This is a genomic window from Dyella japonica (genome assembly GCF_040545895.1).
Classification (GTDB): Bacteria; Pseudomonadota; Gammaproteobacteria; order Xanthomonadales; family Rhodanobacteraceae; genus Dyella; species Dyella japonica_D.
Window position 1 is genome coordinate 279,390 of the sequence record NZ_JBEPMU010000001.1, and the last position, 16,715, is coordinate 296,104.

At 64.9% G+C, this 16,715-nt stretch carries 9 protein-coding genes; 3 read left to right on the plus strand and 6 right to left on the minus strand.

What is annotated here, in order from left to right:
• The first annotated feature begins 68 nt into the window (after nucleotides 1–68).
• The gene (locus ABIC75_RS01295) at nucleotides 69–803 is read left to right on the plus strand and encodes a response regulator transcription factor (protein WP_354012056.1); all 735 of its coding nucleotides are present in this window, start codon (nucleotides 69–71) and stop codon (nucleotides 801–803) included.
• Here the strand turns inward: ABIC75_RS01295 and ABIC75_RS01300 are convergent.
• The gene (locus tag ABIC75_RS01300; RefSeq protein WP_354012057.1) at nucleotides 782–2,611 is read right to left on the minus strand and encodes a hybrid sensor histidine kinase/response regulator; all 1,830 of its coding nucleotides are present in this window, start codon (nucleotides 2,609–2,611) and stop codon (nucleotides 782–784) included. The two genes, ABIC75_RS01295 and ABIC75_RS01300, sit on opposite strands and share 22 nt — an antisense overlap.
• Nucleotides 2,612–2,890: 279 nt before the next feature.
• Here ABIC75_RS01300 and ABIC75_RS01305 point away from each other — a divergent pair, with 279 nt between their 5' ends.
• Nucleotides 2,891–4,846, plus strand: a complete 1,956-nt coding sequence (locus tag ABIC75_RS01305) for a S8 family serine peptidase (protein WP_354012058.1) — start codon at nucleotides 2,891–2,893, stop codon at nucleotides 4,844–4,846.
• Nucleotides 4,847–4,954: 108 nt separating this feature from the next.
• The gene (locus ABIC75_RS01310; protein ID WP_354012059.1) at nucleotides 4,955–9,802 is read left to right on the plus strand and encodes an ESPR-type extended signal peptide-containing protein; all 4,848 of its coding nucleotides are present in this window, start codon (nucleotides 4,955–4,957) and stop codon (nucleotides 9,800–9,802) included.
• A gap of 200 nt (nucleotides 9,803–10,002) precedes the next feature.
• Here ABIC75_RS01310 and ABIC75_RS01315 read toward each other — a convergent pair whose 3' ends face one another.
• The 5 genes from ABIC75_RS01315 to ABIC75_RS01335 all read right to left on the minus strand — a co-directional run bounded on the left by ABIC75_RS01315 (nucleotide 10,003) and on the right by ABIC75_RS01335 (nucleotide 16,534).
• Nucleotides 10,003–11,409: a TolC family protein gene (locus ABIC75_RS01315; RefSeq protein WP_354012060.1), complete on the minus strand. Its 1,407-nt coding sequence runs from the start codon at nucleotides 11,407–11,409 to the stop codon at nucleotides 10,003–10,005.
• A complete protein-coding gene (locus tag ABIC75_RS01320; RefSeq protein WP_354012061.1) occupies nucleotides 11,390–13,318 on the minus strand; it encodes an FUSC family protein in 1,929 nt (642 codons plus the stop codon). The genes ABIC75_RS01315 and ABIC75_RS01320 overlap by 20 nt, the downstream gene beginning before the upstream one ends.
• Nucleotides 13,302–14,327, minus strand: coding sequence for an HlyD family efflux transporter periplasmic adaptor subunit (locus tag ABIC75_RS01325; RefSeq protein ID WP_354012062.1), 1,026 nt, complete (start codon nucleotides 14,325–14,327; stop codon nucleotides 13,302–13,304). The genes ABIC75_RS01320 and ABIC75_RS01325 overlap by 17 nt, the downstream gene beginning before the upstream one ends.
• A 14-nt stretch (nucleotides 14,328–14,341) precedes the next feature.
• Nucleotides 14,342–14,605 (minus strand): YtcA family lipoprotein, encoded by a 264-nt coding sequence (locus ABIC75_RS01330; protein ID WP_354012063.1) that lies wholly within the window; start codon nucleotides 14,603–14,605, stop codon nucleotides 14,342–14,344.
• Between the two features lie 219 nt (nucleotides 14,606–14,824).
• Complete coding sequence (locus ABIC75_RS01335; protein WP_354012064.1) at nucleotides 14,825–16,534, minus strand: thiamine pyrophosphate-dependent enzyme; 1,710 nt, start codon at nucleotides 16,532–16,534, stop codon at nucleotides 14,825–14,827.
• Between the last annotated feature and the right edge of the window lie 181 nt (nucleotides 16,535–16,715).

The following is a 16,715-nucleotide window of genomic DNA, read 5'->3' on the forward strand; positions in this document are numbered from 1 at the left end:
TGTAAGAACGCACGGCGCTGATGTTGCTGTGCCTCTCGCCTACCAAACCTTGGGGTCGCTCGATGTACTTGTCGAATCAGGCCAGTTCGCCCCTGACGGAGTCCGCTTCGGTGCATGTCGTCGTGCTGGAGGACGACGACGTATTGCGCGATCAGATCCTCGCGCCCAATTTGCGCCGATTTGGGTTTGATGTGGTGGCCATTGGCCACCCGCGTGAGCTGGGGAGCGCTTTCGCCGGGCGGCGCCCGGACATCGTGGTACTCGATGTTGGCCTGCCGGAGCGTGATGGGTACTCGGTGAGTCGCGAATTGAGGGCAACCCAGGGCGGCATTGGCATTGTCATGCTGACCGGCAGAGGCGACAGCGTGGACCGCGTGCGTGGATTGGGTGAGGGCGCGGATGCCTATCTCACCAAGCCCGTGGACGTCGATGTGCTGGGAGCGACGCTGCACAGCCTGGCCCGGCGACTGCGCATGCCGCCGGTTACCGCCACAGCACCCGTGACGTCACGGCGTGAGTGGACACTCGACAATGGCGGCTGGGCCCTTCGCTCACCAAGGGGTAGCTCGGCATCGCTCACCAAGACCGAATCGCGCCTGTTGTCCGCGCTGCTGCGATCACCGAACAACGTCGTGCCCCGGGAAGACTTGATCGGGCTGCTGACGGATAACGTGTTCGAGTTCGATCCGCACCGGCTTGATTCCATCGTCCATCGCCTCCGCAGGAAAATAAGGGGCGCGCTGGGCGAGCCATTGCCCTTGACCGCGGTGCATGGCGAAGGCTACGTGTTCGTCACTTCCTGACGCTCGCGCCGGGCCTTGCATTGCTTGACCAGTTCCCTGATGCGCACCAGCAGGTCGTCAGGGCTGAAGGGTTTGGGCATGCGGACAACCCAAGGTTCGAAAGGCTCGTCGTAGCCATCCAGAAAAGCCGAGATCAGGATGGTGGGCATCTGGGGCCAGTGCGGGCGAAGGGCGGCCAGGAGCATGGTTCCGTCCATGTCGGGCATGCGGTTGTCGCAGATCAGCACATGCGGTGGAGGGCCGTCGATCATGCGCAACGCCTCCGTGGCCGACGCGGCCACGTCCACGTGACATCCGCCCTGGCGCAACGCGTGCGCCAGCAACTCCCGCAGTTCGTCGTCGTCATCGACGAGCAGTACACGCAAGGGTTGCTTGGCGCAGGCATCCTTCGAGACGTCATCGCTGGTGCTGTTTTCGCTGCCCGTCGAGGCCAGTGGCAGGCGGATGTCGAAGCGGGAGCCGGCGCCGGGCGCGCTGTCCACTTCGATCGTGCCGCCCGCGTCGTCGATCAAGGCATAGACAACCGACAAGCCGAGCCCTGTTCCCTGTGTGCTTGGCTTGGTGGTGAAGAACGGCTCGAAGATGCGCTCGCTGATGGCGGGCGCCATGCCGGTGCCGGTGTCCTCGATGCGCAACCGGGCATGGGTATCGCCATGAAGCTCGGTCGCCAGGGTGACGCGTCCCCCATCAGGCATCGCGTCGCGTGCATTCGACGCCATGTTGAGCAGGGCGAGTTCAAACTGGCTGCGATCAAAACGGATCGGCAAGGGAGTGTCGGCAAGCTCCAGGTGAACGACGAACGGGGCCGGCAACAGTTGCCGCAGCATCGGCATCAATTCGCGAAGGCTGTGCCCAAGATCGAACGTTTCGCGGTGCGCCGGGTCCTGCCGGACGAAGTTGAGCAGCTTGCGCGTGATCGCCGCGCCTCGTCGTGCCGCCGTGTCCACGCCGCCCAAGGCGTGCGCCATGGCTTGCGCGTCTTCGTTGTTGGCAATGCGCGGCTCGGCGATCCGATACCGTTCCCGCGCGAATCCAAGGATGATTCCAAGAATGTTGTTGAAGTCGTGCGCAATGCCGCTGGCGAGTTTGCCGACCGCATCCATCTTGCGCGACTGCATCAGCTGCTCTTGCGCCCGCTCCCGCATGAGCATTTCCTCCTGCAGCTGGCTTCTGTGCCGGTTGGCCTCGCCCAGGCTTTCGCGCAACGCACTGGTGGCCCGGTCCAGGATCAGCACGATCAGCAGATAGCCGAACGCGCGCGATGGCAGGTCGACGAATGCATTGGGCAGGGTTCCGCCGTGCTGGGTTGCCTGCAGGGCGGCCCCGCGCCGTAGCAGGTCGGCCGTCATGCCGGCGATGAATTCGAGCATCACGGTGCCGTAGATCAGCCATAGCGCGCGCCGGCTGAGCATCAACCCGCCCAGGGCGATGGCCATGATGGGAATCAGGTCGCCGAACACGGCCCAGTAGCCAAAGGTGACATACGCCAGCAGCGCTGAAACCAGCACCACGCTGAGGAACTGGATGATGGCCGCGTGGAATCGTCCGCGCCGGATCAGCAGCAGGCCGTACCAGGCGGCGGCAGCCATCGCCAGGTCGGTAAGCAGGTCCACCAGGATGGCGACCTTCAGTCCATGTTCGCCCATCAAATGCTGATAGCCGGCGCTATAGACCAGCACATAGAGCTTGTTCAAGGGCAGCGCGACGCCCAGGAACAGGAAAAGCATCTGCACGAACGACGCGTTGCGGCGCTCCACCGGATCGACCACCGGAGCGGCCTGCAACCAACGCGAGAAACCTGACCACATGGTGATGCCTGCTCCCTTGCGCCGATGATGACGGCGGCCTTGATCAAACGGGTCGATGTCTCTGCAGCGTATCCGTGTCGTCTTTATTTCGCGACATTTTGCGAGGATAGCTGAGAAATCGTGCGTGACGGAAAATTGGCGCCGGACTAGTTTTTGGCCCATCAGGTGCGCCCCGCTGGGGAGCGGTCGCTGCCTGTACTTGCTTGCCCGCGCAAGGCGACACGGTGACGTGTCGTCACGGGTACCTGTTGCCATTCATCAGTCTGGGGAGACTCAATCATGCGATTCACATTGCACAAGCGGCTGCTCGGTGCGGCCATCCTTGCCACGTTTTCCGGCGTGCTCCTGACGGCGCCCGCGTCCACCCATGCGGCGGACACGTCACGCCTCAACGCCAGCGGCCTTGCCGCAAACCAGAGGTACGACCGGTTCATCGTGAGCTATCGGCCGGGCACGACGGACGCCGCAACGCGCACGGCCCTGCTGCAGAGCGTGAGTGGCGCCATCGGCAAGGCGGGCCTGTCCCGCGTGGCAACGTCCAATGCCGCGATCGGCAGCAGCGGCGTGGCGTACGTGCGCAAACTGGCCACGGGTGCGCATGTCGTGCGCACCAGCAAGCTGAGCCAGACGCAGGCAACGGCGCTGATGCAGCAGATCGCCGCCGATCCGTCGGTGACCCACGTCGAGCCGGATATCCGCGTTCGCGCCATCGGCGATTTCCGCGGCTCCACGGTCAAGATCAGCAACTTCACGCCCAACGATCCGTACTACGCCTCCTACCAATGGCATTTCCAGTCGGGCGACGGCACCATGCAGACCGTCGGCGCCGATACCAGCAGCTACGCCAATCGCGGCGGCGCGGATATCGCCAAGGCCTGGGATCTGGCCGATGGCCTGGGCGTCACCGTTGCCGTGCTGGACACGGGTCTCACGCATCATCCGGATATCGATACCTCGCTGGGCGATGCAGGCTACGACTTCATCAGCGACGCTTTTATTTCAGGTCGCGCCACCGATGAGCGCGTGCCCGGCGGCTGGGACCAGGGCGACTGGACGACCGAGGATCCGTGGCTGAGCGAGTGCACCGATTCCGGCAATCCGCCGGAGGACAGCTCCTGGCACGGCACGCACGTATCCGGAACGATTGCCGAGCTGACCAACAACGGCAAGGGTCTGGCCGGTTCCGCGCATGCTGCAAAAGTGTTGCCGGTGCGCGTGCTGGGCCATTGCGGCGGCTACATGTCCGACATCGCCGATGGCATCGAATGGGCGTCCGGCGGTCACGTGGACGGCGTGGCGGACAATGCCAATCCGGCGCAGGTCATCAGCATGAGCCTTGGCGGCGGCGGCATCTGCGTCGCATCGGACGTTGCAGGCGTCGCCATCAGCGACGCCATCAGTCGCGGCGCCACGGTGGTGGTGGCGGCCGGCAACAGTTCCGATGATGCAGCCAACTACACGCCGGCCAGTTGCCCCGGCGTCATTTCCGTGTCTTCCGTGGGCATCTCGGGCAAGCGCGCGTTTTACTCCAACTTTGGCAACACGGTCACCATCGCGGCGCCCGGTGGCGGCATTTACGCCAACGATGCATCGAGCGGCTCGGTGGTGTCGGCCGGCCTGGTGTGGTCGACGGTGAACGGTAGTGCGACCGCACCCGACGAGAACGACTACGTGTACGGCTCGATGGCGGGTACATCGCAAGCCACGCCGCACGTGTCGGGCACGGTGGCCTTGGTCATCGGTGCGTTGAACGCCGCGGGTCTGCCTGCGATGTCGCCTGCTTCCATCAAGTCGCTGCTCACCTCCACGGCGCGCTCGTTCCCCACGGTTCCCGATCAGCCGATTGGCGCGGGCATCGTGGATGCGGCGGCAGCGGTGAACCAGGCCATTGGCGGCAACAATGGCGGCGGCGGTGAGGCCACGGTGCTGAACAACGGCGACACCTTGAACGGGATCTCCGGCGGCGTGGGCGACACGAAGCTCTACCAGGTGACCGTACCGGCCAATACCAGCGCACTGGTGCTGCGTACTTACGGCGGCACCGGCGATGTGTCGCTGTACGTCAAGCGCGATGCCATTCCCACCACCAGCGTCTATGACCGCTCGTCCGTGCATGCGGGCAATAACGAGTCGGTGACGATCACGCGGCCGACGGCCGGCACGTATTACCTGCTGGTCTCCGGCGTGAAGGCATTCGGCGGCTTGTCGGTGCAGGCGAGCTATCCCGCTCCGTAACGCATGCGTCGGCCCGGCGATCCCCGCCGGGCCGACTGCTCCAGCCCTTCGGTCATTCCGTCCATTTTTCATCCGTGTCTGGCGCAACGCGCCGGATGGGAGGCGCTTGTGAACAAGATTTTCAGTCGTGTTTGGAATATATCGCTCGGCATGCTGGTGGTTGCATCCGAACTGGCGCGAACGCGCGGCAAGGCAGGGCGCACACATCGTGGTGCTCTCGTGGCAGCGAGCGCGACCGCCGTCATCGGCATGGCGCTGGCGCCGAATCTTGCCGAGGCCGCGGGTGCGCCGGAGCAGGCTGCTTCCGCCATGCAGTCAACGGTGACGAGCGGCACTACGCAACACCGCGATACCGCCGGGACCACGGTCAAGAAGTCCAAGAAAACCACTGCCGCAACCCAGCGCCAGCGTCTTGCAACGCTTGATGCCGACACCGCGGGCACGGTGACCGCGGCCGACGACACATCCGCATCGCATTACGTCTCGGTCACTGGCGCTGCCGACGGCAGCGACGATGCCGTTGCCGTCGGCGATCAGAGTGTGGCGGTTGGGCCGAATGCACTGGCCGCGGGCGATGAGAGCTCGGCCTACGGTGCTGGCGCTGTGGCGTTCGACGCCAATACGACGGCGATGGGCGCTGGAAGCAATGCTTTTGGCATCGGCGCTTCCGCGCTCGGCTCGCTGGCGTCAACGGCGAGCGACTACGCCACCGCTGTTGGCTACAACGCGACAGCCGCAGGCCTCAATAGCCTTGCCAGCGGCAGCAGTGCGCTGGCCGAAGGTCCGTCGAGCACGGCAGTCGGCGGGCAGTTGTACATCACCGATCCGGACACTGGCGAGGTGCTTCTGGATGGCCCGACCTATGCCTCGGGCATGGGCGCGACGGCATTCGGTGCGGGTGCACGCGCGACGGATTCGTTTGCGACGGCGGGCGGCGCTGCCTCGCAGGCCATGGGCAAGCAATCCACCGCGTACGGCTACATGAGTCTGGCGGAAGGCAACTATTCCGCTGCCCTGGGTGCTTTCAGTCAGGCGTCCAATGACTACACCACCAGCGTGGGCTATCTCTCCACGGCCGATGGCTACCTCAGTACGGCCATCGGTGAAGAAGCAGCCGCGCACGGTGCCTACGCCACGGCCGTGGGAACGTCCGCACTGGCCGAGGCCGACCAGACCGTCGCACTGGGCGAATACGCCCGGGCGCAGGGTCCGTCGGCGACCAGCGTGGGCTACCTCAGCATTGCCACCGGCAACGAGAGTGTTTCCGTGGGTGGTGTGTCCAACACCATCTTCCATGCCACGGAAGCGTTTGGTTTCGGTGCGGTGGCCGTCGGTTCCGGTACCTACGCGCCACAGGATCTCTCCACCGCCGTGGGCTGGATCTCATCCGCCAACGCGTTGCAGAGCACGGCGCTGGGCGCCGCGGCCCACGTCAATTACGACGCGGACAACGCGGTGGCCATTGGCGCTTCATCCGTGGCTGACCGTGCCAACACGGTGTCCATCGGCGGCGGCTTCACCGGCAATCGCCAGATCGTCAACGTGGCGGCCGGCACGGAAGACACGGATGCCGTGAACGTTGCGCAGTTGAAGGGCGCATTGAGCGGCGTCACCAACTTCGTCGCTGCAGATGGCGCGCTGGATGGCAGCGAGGACGCCTTGGCCGCCGGCCAGCATGCACTCGCTGCGGGCGCGTCCAGCGCGGCACTGGGGCAGGAAAGCACGGCCATCGGCTCCAATGCCGTGGCATTCGATGACAACACCGTGGCCGTAGGTGCGGGTGCAAGCGCGCTCGGCACGGGCGCGTCGGCCATCGGCAGCCTGGCCGCCACGGATGGTGACTACGCCACCGCGACTGGTTATGGCGCAACGGCCAGCGCACGCAATGCGGCCGCCTATGGCGCAGGCGCACAAGCGCTTGGTGCGGGCAGCGTTGCCATGGGTGGCGAAGCGGTCGACACCAATGGCAATCCGCTGCTGACGGATCTCGCTGGCAACCCGGTGACCGGTGCCGCTGCCGGCATGGGCATGGCAAGTGTGGCCGTGGGTGCGAGTGCGCATGCGGATGGCAATCTCTCCGTCGCCATGGGCGCAGGTGCGCATGCGGTGAGCGACAACGCGATAGCCGTGGGTCCGCTGGCGTATGCGGTGGGTTTCAATGCGTCCGCCATCGGCCATCAGTCGCTCGCGGCAGGGGATTCCAGTGCTGCGTTCGGTGACAACGCCATGGCGGTCGGTATCTACGCCACCGCCGTCGGCGCAGGCAGTCAAGGCATTGGCGGAGGTTCTGCCGCGATCGGCAACGGAGCACTGGCCGTGGGCGCCGATGGCGTTGCGCTGGGCTACTACGCTTTTGCGTTGGGCGACAACGCTACCGCGCTTGGCCCAGGAAGCAGTGCGTTGACGGAGCAATCGGTCGCCATCGGTTGGCAATCGGTGGCGGCGGGTGCGTCGACGACGTCGATCGGTGGCTTCTCGAATGCGGCGGGCGATTTCTCCACCGCCATCGGCATCGGTGCATCCACGCCGGGCACCCGGGGCATTGCCTTGGGTATGGACGCCTATGCGTCCGGATTTCACAGTAGCTCATTGGGCAGCGCCAGCCTGGCATGGGGCGATTACAGCGTCGCCCTGGGCGATAGCGCCGTTGCTGGCAGCAACGGCGTGGCGCTGGGCGCGTCCAGCGTGGTGAATGCAGCCAACAGCGTGTCCCTGGGTTACGGCTCGGTGGCGGATCGACCCAACACCGTGTCGGTGGGTGCGGCCGCGGACTGGACCGATGGCAGCGGCACGCATCCGGCCATCAATCGCCAGATCGCCAATGTCGCGGCGGGCACCGAAGGTACGGATGCGGTCAATGTCGATCAGTTGCACGCGGCGGTGGCCAGCACGGGCGTCAACGGATCGCATTATTTCAAGGCTGACGGCGCCTCCGATGGCAGCGACGATGCATGGGCCGATGGCGCCGGCAGCGTCGCCATGGGCAGCAACGCCGTGGCGGAAGGAAAGACCAGCGTGGCGCTTGGCAACGGCGCGACGGCATTCGACGAGGACACCGTCGCCGCGGGCCGCGGCGCGATTGCCATCGGGATCGGTTCGAGTGCGTTGGGAGCGGGCGCCAATACCAATGGTGACTACGCACTTGCCGCTGGCTACAACGCCGTTGCGGCGGGTGCGCAGGCCGTGAGTTACGGCGCCGGCGCACAAGCCACCGCCAATGGGTCGGTGGCCGTGGGCGGCCAGGCGCTGGATGCATCGGGCAATCCGTTGATCACCGTTGCCGGCCAGCCGCTGGGAGCTGCCTTTGCCAACGGCATTGCCGCCACCGCCCTGGGTGCCAGTGCACAGGCGCAAAGCGCGCAGACCACGGCGATAGGCGCCGGCAGTTTTGCGATCGGGCAGAACAGCACGGCGGTGGGTTATCTGGCTGAAGCACGTGGCGTGGAATCGTCCGCGCTTGGCGCCTATGCGTTTGCCGTGTCCGATTACAGCAACGCCTGGGGCGCGTGGTCGTATGCCAGCGGGACGGGCACGACGGCGCTCGGCTATTACGCCGACGCCGAGAACGAGTACGCCACCGCACTGGGTTACACGGCGTACACCACGGGAGATCACAGCACCGCCGTCGGCGGCCTTGCTTCTGCGCCGTACGATCACGCCACGGCCTTGGGCGCAAGCGCGTTTGCGCGGGGCTATGGATCCACCGCGTTGGGCTACAACACCTTCGTGGCCTCGGGAAGCAGCGAGGCCATCGGCAGCGAAAGCTTTGCCTATGGCGACCACTCCACCGCGCTGGGCGTTCAATCCATCGCGGACCGCGATTACTCGGTTTCCGTGGGCGCATCGGGCCTGGACAAGAACGGCAATCCGGTGAACTTCCAGCGCCAGATCACCAACGTGGCCGCGGGCACGGAAGACAACGATGCAGTCAATGTGCTGCAGCTGCGCCATGCCATCGATGCAGCCGCGACCGGTGATGGCGCCTTCGCCTCGACGGTTGCCAGCACGTTTGGCGGCGGCGCGGCCTGGGATGGCCAGGGCTTCGTGGCGCCTGCATACATGATCCAGGGCAGCAGCTACGGCAACGTCGGCGATGCATTCAGTGCCGTCGACGGCGCCTTGACAGCACTGACGGGCCGCGTGGGTCTGCTCGAGCAATCGGGTTCCGGTCCCTCGTCGCCGAATGTTCCGATGGGCAGCGGCAATGGCCTGGCCGTCGGCAACAGCAGCCTGGCGACGGACGGTCGCGACACGGCCATCGGCAATGGCGCCACGGTAGGTGCCGACGGCAGCACGGCATTGGGCAGCAATGCTTCCATCAGCGCGGCCGCCACCAATGCCGTTGCCGTGGGTGCAGACACCTCAGTCACCGCCGCCTCCGGCACCGCGGTCGGGCAGGGCAGCCAAGTCACGGCGTCCAATAGCGTGGCGTTGGGCGCGAACTCAGTGGCCGATCAGGCGGACACGGTGTCGGTGGGCAGCGCCGCCGCACAGCGTCGAATCACCAACGTGGCTGCCGGCGTGGCGCCGACCGATGCTGCCAACATGAGCCAGATCAACGAGGCACTGGCGACAGCCAAGACGTATGCGGATGCGGGTGACGTCAAGACGCTGAATCAGGCTAACGCCTATACCGACAGCAAGTTCGCCAACACCGTAAGCCAGTCCGACTTCAATCAATTCCGCAACCAGGTGAACGACCAGTTCTCCCATGTCAATGACCGGCTGGATCGCGTCGGCGCCATGGGCACGGCGATGTCGCAGATGAGCATCAACACAGCGGGCCTTGCCGGCGACAACCGTGTCGGCGTCGGTGCCGGCAACTACGGAGGCCGCTCGGCCATCGCCGTTGGTTATCAGCGTGCGTTCGCCGACCATCGCGCCAGCGTTTCGGTGGGTGCCTCGGCATCGGGGTCCGAGTCGTCCATCGGTGTAGGCGGTGGTTTCAGCTGGTGATCCATGCCGCGACGGTACCGGCCGGGAAACCGCGCCGGTGCCGTCGCGGCAACTTTCCCACCAGGAGTCGTTGCCAACCGCGCTCTTGTTTGCAGGCGCGTATGCCTAGCGGAACCCAGGGGCGGCATGACCAGGACAAGTCATCGCGGCTGGCACTCGGCCCATTCGCGCAACCCTCACTCGAACTCTTGTGGAAAAACTCAACGCGATGTGCGCTGACCGACGGCCAGTGCCACCGCAGCACGGGCGATCTGCACGCCGGCGTCGGCGTCTTCCTGATTGGACTGTGCCTGTGCCAGTGCCGCTTCGTCGCTCGTCAAGTCGGTGATGCTGGACAAGCCGTGCCGATACGCGTCGAGCGACGCCTGATAGGCCAGTTCGGCCGCCCTGGTGTAATCGAGTGCTTGTTCGCGATTCGCCAGGCTGGTTCTCAGGTCGTTGTAGCTTTGTGTCACCTGTTGGGTGGCGGCAAGCTTCGCGGCGGAAAGCGCGTCCTCTGCCTCGTCCCGCTTCGAGCGTGCCAATGCCACCTTGGTCGCGCGTCCGCCACCATCGAACAGCGGAACCTCGAAGGCGACGAATACGCTGTTGCCTGTCATGTTGATGCTGGAGAACGGGCTGTTGTCGCTGCTGGTCTTGCCGATGTTCTGGAAGACCTGGGCCTCGATGCTTAGCGTGGGGTGGTAGGCCGATCGAGCGGCCTGGACGTCGGCCGCGGCGGCGGCCACATGAGCTTGCGCGGCGATGATGTCCGGCCGCGAATTCAACGCTGTCGCTATCAGCGTGTCCAGTGCAGGGGGCGCTTCAGGCTCGGCGGGCACATCGCCGGCATCGTCCAGCTCGACGCGTGCGTTCGCACTCAGCCCCACCGTCGCCACCAGGGTGGCAAGTGCTGTCTGGGCGTCACCGGTGGCGCGTGTCTGCGCCAGTTGCATGGCTGCCGTCTGCCGATGCGCCTGCGCCACTTGCACCACGGTGGCGCGACCGTGGTGCCGCTGCTCGATAACGGCCTGTTCCGTCAGCTGCGCGGCATGCAGGGCCTTGTCGGCGGCGCGTACCTTGCCCTGCGCGGCGCTGGCGTCAAAGTAAGCTTTGGAGACCTCGAAGACCAGTTTCTCCTCGGCACCGAGCAGGCTCGCGTCGGCGGCCTGCGCCATCTGCATGGACGCTTCAACCTGATTCTTCTTGCGGCCGAAGTCGAGCAGAAGCCATTTCAATTGCAGCGAGGGAATGATCTCGCGCGAGGTCGACACGATATAGCCACGCGGCGATACATTGCGCGTGATCGCCAGCGGCGTATGTTCGTTGCCGGCCAGGGTCTTGATGTTCAACTGGGGTGCGTACTGGCTGCGTACCAGCGATGTTTCAAGGTGCGCCTGCAACGCGCCCTGTTCCGCCTCGTGGAACGACGGGTTCTCGTTCAATGCCAACTCGATGAGCTGTTGCAGCGAATAGCGCCGCGCTGCCGGGTCGCTGGCGTGCTGCGCCGGGGCGGCCCCCGTCGCATCCGATTGTGCCTGCGTGGCAGTAGCGTAAAGCGAGAGTCCAAGCGAAGCGGCCAACCAGCACCACGACGACGCCCGTGTGTCAGGTCGGGTGCGTGGCATGGGTAATATCCTCTTCAAGTTGCTGGCGCGCGCGATCAAGCGGCGACTGTGGTGTGGCGTCAGTAGTCGAACGCGTCTGTGGTGATGGATTCGTTTCACACAAGGCGTCGATCCTGTCGGCCAGGGCGTCGTCGATGCCATCCGAGGGCGCGATGGGTGGCGTGGATGCACGGATGCGCAGCAGGGCAAAGGCATGCGAGGCAATGCGTTCAATCGAGCCGGGACTCGCTTGGCGCGTGGAGTCGATTGGAAGGCGTCGCCATTCAAACTGCGCGCGCGCCTGCAGGACATCAGCGTGGGCAAGGTCCTGGCTCACGGCCACCTGTTGTTCCTGTGTCGGCGGCTCGGCCTGGCGCAGCAGTTGGCTGATCTTTTTCAGTGCGGCGATACGTAGCACAGCAGCCTGCTCCGCCGCACTGACGGGCCAGATCGAGGCGAATACCAGCGTCACCCAGAGGTTGCCGATCAGGATGCCGACGACGCGGTCGCGCAGACCGGTAAGGTCGGTGGCAGGAGCGTATCCCTGCAACACGCCGAGAAAGAACGCGAACGCGATCTGCATGCCGGCGTAGGAGACGAGCTCGCTGCCCGTGGCGATCCATGCGGCAAAGGCGGATACGGTGGCGATCAGCACGCAAAGCTCGCCGATGTCGGTCAGCAGCGGAAGGACGAACACGATGCACAAGCCGGCGATGAGTCCGCCGATGATGGCGCCCGAGGCGCGCAGCGTGAACTTGTGGACGCTTTCGCCAAACGTCGTGAGCGACACGAAGAAGCAGGTCGTCACCGACGTGCGGATACCAGGCCAGTCGAGCAGGGTGTAGGTGGCATACGAGGCGAGCACCGCAATCATCACCTTGAGCGCAAACCGGGCGTGCGCGCGATTGCTGAAAGCGTCGGGCACGAAGAACCCGTGCCTCGCAGCAGGAGCTTGAGGCGGGTTGGTTGCATCGCCCCCTTGAGCTTGGTTCAGCACCCGGGCCGATGCCTGCAGCAGCGCGACGCCGCGCACATCAGCCACTTGAAGCGGCAGTGTCGTGGCTATGTCCGCGCGTGCCGCCGTCGATGCCGCGCGACGTCGCGTGAATACGCGTCCGGCTTCACGGATGGATGCCGCCGCATGCCGACGGACCTCGATGGCGTCGTCATCGAGCACGCGGGCCACGCTCAGCACTTCCAGCAGCGCGGCGATCAAGGCCTCGTCTTCTATTGCAAGAGGCTTGAGGCGCTTGTCCCAAAGGAATGCCTTGTTCTTGAGCTGATCGAGCGCCAGCAGCTCCGCCCGTAACTGCTGTGAATCGTCGGTGCCGGGATGTCCCACCTGGCTGGCCACGCGCTCGAAGATGTCTGCAGCGCGCCTGCGTGACAGCGCCACGGGACTTTCGCCGAACAGCAGGTTCATCACTGCGGTGATCACGACCGGAGCCGTGACGACCACCCATAGCCATAGCACCTCATGCACTAGCGGGTCGGTGGCTGGAATGTCGTCTGCCAGCGTCTGCGTGAGCACCAGCACGTAGCCGGCAAGGAAAGCGATGGGCCCCAATGCGCTGGTGCGTGCGAAGAACGAACCGGCAAACGCGCTGAGGGCGAGCAGTGGCAGGCGCAAGGCCGGTTCCGACGCATCGAACACATAGAGCAGGATCGAGAGCCCGATAGCGAGGCTCGCTGCCACGATGCCGCCGATCGAAGTGATCAGCGTGGACGCGACGTCTTCCTGACTCGCGACGAATACCAGGTAAGCCGCGTAGGCGGGTAGGGGAATCTGGAACGTCATGGCCACCGCAACCATGAGCGCACTGGCGGCCGCGATGCGCGCGATGGCCCGCCCGCGCGCAGGCGTGAGCGCCAGCTCGCGTCGCCACAGCGATGTCCATGTGCCGGAGCGCGTGTCAGTTGGCGCGATCATGCGTTACCCGCACCGACGCCGTGGCACCCACGCGCAGCATGGGCGCGTCACCGTTTCGTAGATGCACCCATATGGGAAAGCGCTGGGCCACCACGACCCAGTTGAGGTTGCGGTCCACCTGGGGCAATCCGGGGCCGACGGAGCCCACCGGTTGCACGCCAGGGCCCAGGCTTTCGACCACGCCGTGCAAAGGCTGGTCGTCATGCCCCATCACCCACACCGTGGCCTGATCGCCTGCGTGCAGATGCGCGAGATCGGTCTCGCGGAAATTGGCGACCGCATACCAGTGGTTGTCGTCGATCAACGTCAGCACGGGATGGCCCGCCGTTGCGAACGACCCGAGTGCCAGGTTGAGGCCCGCGATGCGTCCGTCGATGGGCGCAACGATCGAGGTTTCACGCAGGTCGCGTGTAGCGAGCTGCTGGGCGGCCAGTGCGCCAAGCAACTGCGCTTTCAGGCTCTCGACGTCGCCAATGGCTTCCCGAGCCTGCGATGCCTGCTGGATCGCAGTATCCAGCTGCGCCTGCGCGCTGCGTTCGTCCGTACGCGCCTGGTCCATCTGTTGCGTGGTGGCGAAACCTTTGGCGTACAGCGGCTCGAGTCGCTCGCGCGTGTCGTGCGCCAGCGACAGCTGTTGGCGCGCGCGTTCCACCTGATGTGTCGCCGCCTGTGCGCCCGAACCCTGTGACGTCACCTGGCGGCCGGTCAGCGCGATCTGTGCCTGCAGCGCCTGCACCTGCGCGTTCGCCTGCTGCAGCCGATACTGGAACGGTTCGGGATCCAGCTGAAGCAGCACGTCGCCTTTGCGTACGGCCTGGTCGTTGCGGATATTGATGGCCACGATACGGCCACTGACTTCCGGCGTCAGCGAGGCGCTGTAAGCGTAGATGTATGCGTCGTGGGTGCGCGGTCGTCGGTCGACGACGATCACCGCGACCACGATCAGCACGATGGCCGCGATGACCGACACGGTTGCCACGGCTTGCCCGATGATGCGAGTGGAAGACATGTGCGCCGCCTCTTTCATGCGAGCCATGCCAGCCACACGGCCAGCGTGATGGCGATCCAGAGACTCAGGTAGACCAGCACCGGCACGGGCAGCTCGCGATCAACGCCCGTTCGAACCAGCACCACGCGTACCAGTACGACGCCCAGCACGCCGATCAGCGCGCACAGCATCCAGGTCGGGAAATAGGAACCCAGAATGTTGCGTGATGGCGATTCGCTGCAGGCCGTGATCAGCGCCGTGGCCGGTAGGGATGTCAGGCATCGCAGCATGAAACGCATGCGGCCCCATCGATGCCGTTGCATCGCCGGCATCATCTGGCGGCTTGTTGTCTTCATTGAAACGAGGCTCTGGGTTGGTGGCTGCGAGCTGCCTGGGTTGTGGCATGCGATCGACGGAATGGCATGCGGCACGCTGGGGGTCGACACGACAGGAGAGGAAGCGGGCCACCCCAAGGGGTGGCCCGAGCGGCATGTCTGCCAGGAAGACGGGCGGGCGTGTCAGATGTTTTCGCGGATCATTTCCAGCACATCGGCACCACGGCCATGCAGGATCGCGCGCGCCGAATACAGCGCCATCCCCATCACCGGCTTCAGCTCGATCATGGGCGGCTTGACCAACTCCAGCTGATTGACCAGCACGTTGAGCAAGGCAGGGCCGGGCTGCGCGAGCAACTCTTCGATGGCGGCATCGAGATCGGCTGCCTTGTCCACCGTCTTGCCCCACATGCCGATGGCCTCGGCGACCTTGCCGAAGTCGGGATTCTTCAACTTGGTGAACGTGTCGAGTATGCCTTCGGCCTTCTGTTCGATCTCGACGAAGCCCAGCTTGCCGTTGTCGAATACGATGATCTTGACCGGCACTTCTTCCTGCAGCGTGGTGATGAGCTCGCCGAACAGCATGGTGAGTCCACCATCGCCGCAGCACGCGATGACCTGGCGATCCGGCGCGGCCTTCTGCAGGCCGATAGCGCTGGGAAGTCCCGATGCCATGGTGCCGTGGAGCAGGCTGCCGAAGATGCGGCGCTTGCCGTTGGCGTCGAAACAGCGGATGGCCCACACGATCGGCGAACCATCGTCGGCCACCAGCAACGCATCGTCAGCGGCATGCTGGTTGATGCGCGACATCAGGTACGACGCGGGAATGGTGTCGTCGTGTCCCGGCTTCAAATGCTTTTGCCAGTCGGCCATGGCCTTTTCGTAGCGATGCACGTATTCGACCAGGAACGCATCGTCCGTGTTGTCCTGCAAATGGGGTAGCAGGGTCTGAAGCGATAGCTTGATATCGCCCACGGCTCCGAGCGTGACGTGGTGACGGCGGCCCAGATGCGTGGGCTTGATGTCGATCTGCACGATCTTGGCGTGATCGGGATAGAACTGACGCCACGCGAAATCTGCGCCGAGCAGCAGCAGCGTGTCGCAATCCAGCAGTGCGTGGTAACCGGCTTCGTTGCCGAGAATACCGGTCATGCCGACGTTATACGGGTTGTCATAAGCCAGGTCTTGCTTGCCACGCGAGGTGTGCGCCACCGGCGCCTTCAGCTTTTCCGCGACGGCCTTTATTTCCTCCAGCGCACCTTCGCAGCCCGAGCCGGCGTAGATCGCGACCTTGTTGCCCGCGTTGAGAATCGCCGCGATTTCAGCGATTTCATCGGGGTTGGGGCGGATGTCCGGCTTGGCGTGGTGCACGCGATAGGGGAAGTCTTCCTTCACTTCGCCGTGCGAGATATCGACGGGAACGATCAGCACCGCCACGCCCTTCTGCGTCAAGGCGGCCTGGCAGGCGGCCACGGCTTTCTTGCGTGCCTGCTCTGGCGTGTAGATCTGTTCGCAATGGACCGTGCACTCCTTGAATACGCTCTTGAAATCCACTTCCTGGATGAATTCAAAACCCAGTTCGCTGCTCATCACCTGGCTCGCAATGATCACCAGCGGCGCACGATTGCGATTGGCCTCGTAAAGGCCGTTGATGAAGTGGAGGCTGCCAGGCCCGCACGAACCTGCGCACGCGGTGAGTTCGCCGGTCAACAGCGCTTCGGCGCCGGCGGCGAAGGCGCCAGCCTCCTCGTGGCGAACATGCACCCATTCGATGGTGCTCCTGTCCAGGTTCTCGGCGATCAGGTTGAGCGTGTCGCCCACGATGCCGTAGCAACGCTTGACGCCTGCTTGTTCCAGAACTTCAACGATGATTTCGGCGACTTTCTTGCCCATTGCTCACTCCAGGGGATGAAGGCGTGACCAGGCCGCGGTCACGAGATCGATGGCGGTTGAGAGACGACGCGACGGGACGTGCGGGTCGTGCCGTGGGGACGCGACGTTCTGCTGGCTCTGCAGCGAAGTTTGCGCTGAGGGTCCGCGCCGCCCCATCCCCCTGATGGGGGTAATTCGTGGC

What these genes read in the sequence shown, in the direction of transcription:
- ABIC75_RS01305 (WP_354012058.1), top strand. Translation starts at nt 2,891, where the DNA reads ATGCGATTCACATTGCACAAGCGGCTGCTCGGTGCGGCCATCCTTGCC.
- ABIC75_RS01335 (WP_354012064.1), bottom strand. Translation starts at nt 16,534, where the DNA reads ATGGGCAAGAAAGTCGCCGAAATCATCGTTGAAGTTCTGGAACAAGCA.
- ABIC75_RS01315 (WP_354012060.1), bottom strand. Translation starts at nt 11,409, where the DNA reads ATGCCACGCACCCGACCTGACACACGGGCGTCGTCGTGGTGCTGGTTG.
- ABIC75_RS01325 (WP_354012062.1), bottom strand. Translation starts at nt 14,327, where the DNA reads ATGTCTTCCACTCGCATCATCGGGCAAGCCGTGGCAACCGTGTCGGTC.
- ABIC75_RS01300 (WP_354012057.1), bottom strand. Translation starts at nt 2,611, where the DNA reads ATGTGGTCAGGTTTCTCGCGTTGGTTGCAGGCCGCTCCGGTGGTCGAT.
- ABIC75_RS01330 (WP_354012063.1), bottom strand. Translation starts at nt 14,605, where the DNA reads ATGCGTTTCATGCTGCGATGCCTGACATCCCTACCGGCCACGGCGCTG.
- ABIC75_RS01320 (WP_354012061.1), bottom strand. Translation starts at nt 13,318, where the DNA reads ATGATCGCGCCAACTGACACGCGCTCCGGCACATGGACATCGCTGTGG.